At 73.1% G+C, this 9,346-nt stretch carries 2 protein-coding genes; both read right to left on the reverse strand.

The window, feature by feature from the left end; translation table 11 throughout:
* A partial coding sequence (locus tag OEY_RS28760; RefSeq protein ID WP_043805629.1) for a non-ribosomal peptide synthetase occupies positions 1-2,841 on the reverse strand: 2,841 nt, incomplete at its 3' end.
* Between the two features lie 226 nt (positions 2,842-3,067).
* Positions 3,068-8,908, reverse strand: a complete 5,841-nt coding sequence (locus OEY_RS0120310) for a non-ribosomal peptide synthetase (RefSeq protein WP_010595612.1) — start codon at positions 8,906-8,908, stop codon at positions 3,068-3,070.
* Between the last annotated feature and the right edge of the window lie 438 nt (positions 8,909-9,346).

Genomic DNA, 9,346 nt, shown 5'->3' on the forward strand with positions numbered 1-9,346 from the left:
CAGCTCCGCGTTGTCGAATGCCGCGAGGTCGACGTCCCTGACCCGGCCGAGCAGTTCGGCGAACGTGGCGTCGGGCTCCACCCGGGTGCGCAGCACGAGGGTGTTGACGAACATGCCGACGAGATCGTCGAGTGCGCGCTCGCCGCGGCCGGCGACGGGTGTGCCGATCGCGATGTCCGCGGTGCCCGACAGGCGCGACAGCAGTACCGCCAGCGCGGCGTGGACGACCATGAACGCGGACGTGCCGGTCGCCTGGGCGGCGGCTTCGACCGCCTCGTGCAGGGCGGCGTCGACCTCGAAGTCGACGGTGGCGCCGCGGCCCGAGGCCTCCACCGGCCGAGGCCGGTCGGTCGGCAGGTCGAGACGGTCGGGGAGGTCGGCGAGGGCGCCCCGCCAGAACTCGATCTCCCGCGCCGCCGGTGATGCGGGGTCGGACTCGTCACCGAGCACGGCGCGCTGCCAGAGGGCGTAGTCGGCGTACTGCACCGCGAGCGGTTCCCACGCGGGGGCCGCCCCGCCGCTGCGTGCGACGTACGCGGTGACCAGGTCCCGCACGAAGGGGGCGATGGAGGCGCCGTCGGCGGCGATGTGGTGGACGACCACGACGAGGACGTGCTCGTCGTCGGCCGACCGCAGTAGTTCGACCCGCAGCGGCACCTCGGACGTGACGTCGAAGCCGGCCGTCGCGAGCCGGGCGACCGCGGCGGCGATCTCGTCGGGCGCCGTCGGCACCGGGTCGAGCGGGTGCGCCGCCTCCTCCGGCGGCAGGATCAGTTGCGATCCGATGCCGTCGTGCTCGGGATAGACGGTGCGCAGCACCTCGTGCCGTGCCACGACGTCGGCGAGGGCCCGCCGCAGGGCATCGACGTCGAGTGCCCCGCGGACGCGCAGCGCGACGGGGATGTTGTTCGCGGCCGACGCCGGATCGAACCGGTTGAGGAACCACATCCGCTGCTGAGCCAGCGACAGCGGGATCGGATCGGGGCGCGGCCCGGCGACGAGCGGTTGCTGCGCGCCCGCCCCGACGGAGGGTTCGACGAGTGCGGCGAGGCCTTCGACGGTGGACGCCTCGAACAACAGCCGCGCGGGGACCCGGGTGGCGAGGCGTTCCCCGAGGCGGGCGGCCGCGCGGGTGGCGACGAGGGAGTTGCCGCCGAGTTCGAAGAAGTCGTCGTCGAGGCCGGCTCGTTCGGCGCCGAGCAGCTCGGTGAACACCTCCGCCACGGCCTGTTCCGTGGCGGAACGGGGTGCGCGGTATTCGTGCGTGGGCAATTCCGGTTCGGGCAGGGCCGACCGGTCGAGCTTGCCGACCGGGGTCAGCGGGATCCGGTCGAGCGGCACGATCACGGCCGGCACCATGTGGGCCGGCAGCCGGTGGGAGACGAACTCGGTCAGGGCGTCGGGGTCGACGTCCGCACCCGGGACGGGATGGACGTACGACACCAGCCGGGCCTCCCCGGAGGGGGCCTCCCGTCCCACCGTCACCGCGAAGTCGGCATCGGGGTGCGCGGCCAGCGCGGCGTCGATCTCCCCGAGCTCGATCCGGAATCCGCGGATCTTGACCTGGAAGTCGTTGCGCCCCATGTAGATCAGCCCGGCCTCGCCCGATCGGACGAGGTCACCGGTCCGGTACAGGCGGGTGCCGCCGACTCCGGCGACGAACCGCTCGGCGGTCAGCGCGGCGCGTCGATGGTAGCCGCGGGCGAGGCCGGGGCCTTCGAGATACAGCTCCCCCACGACTCCGGCCGGGACCGGGTTGAGTCGCTCGTCCAGCACGTGCGCGGTCATTCCGCGGATTGCCCGGCCGATCGTGACCTGCTCGCCGGGCTGCAGCGCGTGCGAGATGTTGGTCATGATGGTGGTCTCGGTGGGTCCGTAGCCGTTGAAGAATCGGCGGCCGGGTGCCCATCGCGCGACCAGGTCCGGCGGGCACGCCTCGCCGCCCACGACCACCATCGCGAGGGTGTCCAGCCCGGCCGGGTCGACGGACGCCAGCGCCGCGGGCGTGACGAAGGCGTGGGTGACCTGCCGGCTGCGCAGCAGCTCCGCGAGGTCCTCGCCGCCGTACACGGACGGTGGGGCGATGACCATGGTGGAGCCCGCACCGACGGCGAGCAGCAACTCGAGGACGGACGCGTCGAAGCTGGGGGACGCGAAGTGCAGGGTGCGCGAGGCCGGGGTCAGCGCGTAGCGCTCGACCTGTTCGGCGCAGAAGCCCTCCAGTCCGGTGTGGGTGACGACCACGCCCTTGGGCCGGCCCGTGGAACCGGAGGTGTAGATCACGTACGCGGGGTGCTCCGCCCGCAGCGTCCGGACCCGGTCGTCGAGCGCGACGGGTGCCGCGGACTGTTCGGCGAGGGCGGCGCGGGTCTCGGTGGAATCGAGGGCGATCCAGGGCACCGAGCCGGGCAGGTCCGGTACCGAGGCGGTGAGGGTCAGTCCGGCGCGGGCTCCCGAGTCGTCGATCATGTGCCGGACCCGGTCCTCCGGGTAGTTGGGATCGACGGGCACGAACGCCGCGCCGGCCTTGGCGACGGCCCACACCGACAGCACCGACTCGATCGACCGGGTCGACGCGACGGCGACCACGTCCTCCGGTCCGATCCCGCGCCGGATGAGCAGTCGCGCCAGGCGGGAGGAGGCCGAGTCGAGCTCGCCGTAGCTCAGGGTGCGGTCCTCGAACACCACCGCGGCCGCGGCGGGATCACGCTCGACTGCTGCTGCCAGGAGCTGGGGCAGAAGGGCGGCGCGGGGTCCGCGCCTGCGGCTGGGTCGCTGCCGGGCCGGCCGGCGGCCTCGTGAGTCGTCCGGCCGTCGGTCCCCCGAACCGTCGACACTCATCCCCGCGTGCTCCGTCGCCGGTCGTCCTGCGCGTGCACACCCAGCATCATCCACCTCGCGTATCCCTCTTCGTCCCGGCCGTCGCCCCCTGCACACGACAGTGCAGGGCGGCACGCGCCAGCCCCATTAGACCATCGGGGTGTCCGGGGCTTCGTTACGGTCGAAACCGGGAGGTCGGGCGCGGATCACACTCCGCGTCCACCGGGAGGACGACGAGCGGTACGGGTCAGCGGGCACCCCCGATCCAGCGGTCGAGCACGGGACCGATCCGGGCGAGGGCCTCCTGCGACGTCATCTTCCAGTGGGTGGCCTGGACCGATTCGACCGCCAGCGTGCCGGCGACATGCGTCCGCCACTGCGGGGCGCGGGCAGCCGAGGTTCCGTCCTCGCCCGCGGCGAAGAACAGCAGGTCCCCGTCGAAGCGGGCGGGCCGGTGCTCCGCGAGCAGCCGGTAGGACCGGCGCACGCCTTCGAAGATGCGCTCGAGGCGGGGCAGGGTCAGCGCGTCGAACGGGGCCGGCAGGTCGGCGACCAGTTCCAGTGCCTGCTCGGGAGTGAACTGCGCCGGGTCGAGGCCGGCCCCGACGTCGGTTCCGATCGCGCCGAGCAGGTCGGCGACGGTGACCGCGGACGGGACCGTCTCGGTGGGGGCACCCGGTGGGTGCGCGTCGAGCAGGGCGAGGGTGGCGACCTCGTGGCCGTCCGCCCGCAGCCGGACCGCGGCGGCGTGGGCGATGATGCCGCCGAGCGACCAGCCGACCAGATGATAGGGGCCGGCGGGCTGGATCCGCCGGATCCGCTCCACGTACCCCGCGGCCCACGCGTCGATGCTCTCGGGCAGCGGTTCGTCGTCGCTCAGGGCCGGCGACTGCAGACCGTAGAGGGGCCGCTCGGGGTCGAGGTGGCGGGCCAGGCCCGCGAAGCTCCACGACAGACCGATCACCGGATGGATGCAGAACACCGGCTCGGCGGCACCGCCCGGGCGCAACGTCAGCACCGCGTCGAACCCGGCGGTGTGATCACCCGGGTCGCCGGCGGATCCCTCGATCCGGGCGGCGAGGGCTGCGACGGTCGGGGTGAGGAACATCCACTGCAACGACACCGGCAGGTTCGTGCGTTCGCGCAGCCGGGCGATCACCCGCACCGCGCTCAGCGACGTGCCGCCGAGGTCGAAGAAGTCGTCGTCGAGACCGACTCGGAACCCGCCGGCGTCCCCCGCCGGCCCGAGAACCTCGCGGTAGGCGGCGGCGACCTCCGTCTCGAGCGGAGTGCGCGGCGGGCGGTGGTGCCGCGGGGCGATCACCGGCTCGGGGAGCGCCGCACGGTCGAGCTTGCCGTGCGGGTTCAGCGGTAGCGCATCGAGGGTGACGACGCCGGCGGGCACCATGTAGGAGGGCAGGGTCTCGGCGAGCGCCGCGCGGAGGCGGGCCACGTCGATCCGCCCGGCGGCCGGAACCACGAAGGCCACCAGCCGGTCCCCGCCGTGGACGGCGACCGCGGCGTCGCGGACCGACGGCTGGGCGCGCAGCGCGGCCTCGATCTCGCCGAGCTCGATCCGGAACCCGTGCACCTTGACCTGGAAGTCGGCGCGCTCGAGATACTCCAGGGTGCCGCGGCCGGGGTCGTCGCCGTCGATGCGCCAGCGCACCACGTCCCCGGTGCGGTAGAGGCGGGTGCCGGGCGCACCGAAGGGGTTGGCGACGAACCGCTCGGCGGTCAGGCCGGGACGGCCCAGGTATCCGCGGGCGAGCTGCACGCCGGCGAGGTACAGCTCACCGGCCACGCCCGGCGGCACGGGATGCATCCGTTCGTCGAGGACGAACGTCTGGGTGTTGGGGACGGGATCGCCGATGGGCACGGAGGTGTGCGTCGGGGCGGTGACCGCGTGCGCGGTCACCGAGACCGCGGCTTCCGTCGGGCCGTACAGGTTCACCAGGTCCGCCTTCGAGGCGCCGAGCGTGCGTCGCGCCGTCGGGGCGGGCAGTACCTCGCCGATGGCGAGGACGCGGCGCAGGGTGCCGGGCAGCGTGCCGGCCGAGTCCTCGAGCAGCGCCTCGAGCATCGACGGCACCACGTGCAGGATCGTGACCTTCTCGCGGCGGATCAGGTCGTTGAGGTAGGACGGGTCGCGGTGCCCGTCGTGGGCGGCGATCACCTGCCGGGCGCCGCACGTGAGTGCGGACCAGAACTCCCACACCGACAGGTCGAAGGTCGCGGCCGTCTTGAGCAGGACCGCGTCGTCGGGACCGAGATCGTAGTGCGCCCGCTTCCAGGCGATCTGGTTGACGATCGCCTCGTGCGGCACGGCCACGCCCTTCGGGCGTCCGGTCGATCCGGAGGTGTAGATGACGTACGCCGTGTTCGCGGCGCGCAGCGGCGCACGCCGGTCGGTGTCGGCGAGCGGCGCGGGATCGAGGTCGCCCAGGTCGAGGCGGTCGACGTCGAGCACCCTCCGGCCCGCCAGGGCGTCGACCCGGTCGGCGGTGGTCGACAGCACGCACTGCGGGGCCGCCGCGTCGAGGACGTACCGGTTGCGGGCCGCGGGGTGGTCGGGGTCCAGCGGCAGGTAGGCGCCGCCGGCCTTGGCGACGGCGTACATCGCCACCACGAGGTCGACCGAACGCCGGATACAGAGAGCCACTGTGGATTCGGGCCCCACACCCTGGGTCACGAGGTGACGGGCGAGCCGGTTGACGCGCGCGTCGAAGTCCCGATACGTGAGGGTGCCGCCGCGGAACACGAGGGCGGGGGCGTCCGGGGTGGCCGCGACCTGCTCGTCGAACAGGTCGACGAGGGTCCGGCCGGCGGAGAGGTCGGCCTGTTCGGCTTCCCATGCCCGCATCATCTCGGCCAGTTCCGCAGAGTCGTGCAGGTCGATGTCGCCGACGACGGCAGCGGGGTCGTCGACGACCGCCCGGAGTATCCGCAGATACCGCGCGAGCAGACGCCGGACCGACGGTGCGTCGAACAGGTCGGTGGCGTAACCGAATTCGATGTCGAAACCGCCCGGGCCGCCGCCCACGGCGTGATCGACCACCGTGACGTGCAGATCGAAACGCGCTGCGTACGAATCGCTCTCGACCGGAGTGATCCGCAGGCCCGGCAGCTCGAGGGCTTCCCGGGCGAAGTTCTGGTAGGAGAACCCGACCTGGAAGATCGGGTGGCGTGCGGTGGACCGGACCGGATCGAGCACCTCCACGAGGCGTTCGAAGGGGACGTCGGCGTGCGCGAACGCGTGCAGGTCGGTGTCGCGGACCTGCTCGAGCAGTGTCGCGAACGAGTCGGCGGCGTCGACGTCGGTCCGCAGGGCGAGCATGTTGACGAACATGCCGATCAGCCCGTCGAGTTCGGGGGCCGTGCGCCCCGCGACGGGCGTGCCGACGACGACGTCGTGCGTGTTCGACACGCGCGCCAGCAGCACCGCGAGGACGGCGTGCAGCACCATGAAGGGTGTCACGCCGCGCTCGCGGGCGAGTGCGCTGATCGCGTCGTAGGTGGTCTCGTCGACGTGCGCCGAGACCCGGTCCCCCGCATGACCGACGACGGGAGGCCGGGGCCGGTCGGTGGCGAGCTCGAGGTGTTCGGGGATGCCGTCGAGGGCGCGCCGCCAGTAGGCCAGCTGCCGGGCCGTGCCCGACCGGGGATCGTCCTCGTCGCCGAGGGCGTCGAGCTGCCACAGGGTGTAGTCGGCGTACTGGACGGGCAGCGGTTCCCACGCCGGTTCCCGGCCCGTCGAGCGCGCGGTGTAGGCGGTGACGAGGTCCCGGACGAGCGGACCCAGCGACGAGCCGTCGCCCGCGATGTGGTGGAGGACCACGGCGAGCACGTGCTCGTGGTCGGCGAGGCGGAAGAGCCGGACTCGCACGGGAACCTCGCCGGTGACGTCGAACCGCCCTCCCGCGAAGGCCGCGAGCCGGGCCGGGGCGTCGGAGTCGGTCGCGTCCTCCGGCCCGAGGTCGAGCGGGACGTCGCCGACGTCGAGGATGCGCTGCTCACCGACGCCGTCGACCTCGGGGTACACCGTCCGGAGCGTCTCGTGTCGCGCGACGACGTCCCGCACGGCGGCGCGCATCGCGTCGACGTCGAGCCTGCCGGACAACCGGACGGCGAGCGGGATGTTGAACACCGCCGAGTCCGGGTCGAGGCGGTTGAGGAACCACATGCGCTGCTGCGCCGGCGAGAGCGGGATCCGGTCGGGGCGCGGGCGCCGCGGCAGCAGGCCGCGCGCGGCCGTCGGCGCGGCCGCCGCCCGGGCTGCGAGCGCCTCGACCGTGGTGGCGTCGAACAGATCGGCGGCCGAGACGGTGACGCCGAGCGCTGCCCTGATCCGGCCGATCACCCGCGTGGCGAGCAGCGAGTTGCCGCCCAGGTCGAAGAAGTCGTCGTGGACCGAGACCCGCTGCACCCCGAGCACGTCGCCGAACGCCTCCGCCACGGCCACCTCCGCGGCGGAGGCCGGCGCCCGGTACGGAGCCGACGCGATCTCGGGCTCGGGCAGAGCCGCCCGGTCGAGCTTGCCCACGGGCGTCAACGGGATGGTCTCCAACGCGATCACCGACGACGGGATCATGTGGGCCGGCAGCCGCTCGGCGACGGACGCGGTGAGCACGGCGACGTCGATCGCGGAACCGGCGGCGGCGTGCACGTACGTGACGAGACGGGTGTCCCCCGTCGCGCCCCGGTGACCGACGGTGGCGGCGAAGTCGACGGTGGGATGCGCGGCGAACGCCGCGTCGATCTCCCCGAGCTCGATGCGGAAGCCACGCACCTTGACCTGGAAGTCGTTGCGGCCCAGGTACGTGATGCCCTCTCGTGCCGAACGCGGGGACCGTACCAGGTCGCCGGTGCGGTACCGCCGGGCGCCGCCGGGAGCGGCGACGAAACGGGTGGCCGTCAGTCCGGGTCGCTCGTGATACCCGCGGGCGAGGCCGGATCCGGTCAGGTACAGCTCGCCGGCCGTGCCCGCCGGCACGGGCCGCAGGCGGGTGTCGAGGATCCGGGCGGCGACTCCGCGAACGGGCCTGCCGATGGTGACGGGTGCCCCGGGCGCGAGCGGCCCGGAGATGCTGGTCATGATCGTGGTCTCGGTGGGGCCGTACCCGTTGTGGAACCGGCGGCCGGGCGCCCAGCGCGCCACCAGGTCCGGAGGGCACGCCTCGCCGCCGACCACCACCGTCTCCAGATCGTCCAGGCCCGTGGGATCGACCGAGGCGAGGGCGGCCGGCGTCACGAACGCGTGCGTGACCCGTTCCCTCCGCAGCAGCTCGGCCAGGTCGTCGCCGCCGTACACGGACGGCGGAGCGACGACCATCGTCGATCCGGATCCGACGGCGAGCAACAGTTCGAGCACCGATGCGTCGAAGCTGGGGGACGCGAAATGCAGGGTCCGGGCGGCGGGGGTGAGCCGGTAGCGCTCGACCTGCTCGGCACAGAAGTCCGCGAGTCCGGCCTGGGTGACCACCACCCCTTTCGGCCGTCCCGTCGAGCCCGAGGTGTAGATGACGTATGCGGGATGGTCGGGGCGCAGTGGACGTACGCGGTCGACGAAGGTGAGCGGGTCGGCCGGGCAGGCGTCGAGTTCCCTCCGGGTATCGGGCTCGTCCAGGACGAGGGTGTCGAACCCCTCGGGCACGACCCCCCGGTGTGCGACCACCGTGAGTGCGAGACGGGCGTCGGAGTCCGACAGCATGTACCGGACCCGATCGGCTGGATAGAGCGGGTCCACCGGGACGAACGCGGCGCCCGCCTTGGCCACCGCCCAGACGGCGAGAACGGACCGGATCGAGCGGGTGAGAAGCACCGCGACGCGGTCCTCGGGGCCGATGCCCCGCGCAATGAGCAGGCGGGCGAGCCGCGACGATTCGGCGTCGGCCTCCCGGTAGGTGAGGGTGTGTCCCTCCGCCGTGAGGGCGGGCGCTGCGGGGTCGCGTTCGACGGCGGCCGACAGCAGGTGCGGCAGCATCGTCGTGGGCGTCCGGCGCCGGGACGCGCGGAGCTTGCCACGGACGGTTGGGTAGACCACCTTGCTGTCCCCTCCGAATTCCGGATCCGTTGTGCGCGTGCGCATGCCGGGTCCGCTCATCGCCGGGGTAGCACGAACTGCCGCCACATCCGCCCTCCCCGGCGGACGCCGCTTCGCTGTCGTCTCGCGCACCGGAACCCCGACGATTCCCGGCGCAAGAGCACTTCGTCACCATTCCACACGAAAACAAACCGTGCCACCTGTTCGTACGTCCAGTAACTAAGTTACCGGCAGGTAGACCGGCATTCCGGACAGCGCCCGGCCGTGCCCGCGCGGCCCGTGCGGATGCCCGATTCGTCGCACGCCGCAGCGCCGTTCCGGAGTCGCCCCACGCGTGAGCGGCGCCCGCAAGCCTCCGCCTCCCCGCCGGGGCAGACCCGTCACCTGTGGTTTCGGAAAGAGACGCGGAACGCACGGCGGGAGACGCCCGTGTCGATCCGGCAATTCGATCCGGCAGTCTCGGTCGCCACCCGGCCGGTGCCG

Source organism: Rhodococcus sp. P14 (genome assembly GCF_000256505.1).
GTDB lineage: Bacteria > Actinomycetota > Actinomycetes > Mycobacteriales > Mycobacteriaceae > Rhodococcus > Rhodococcus ruber.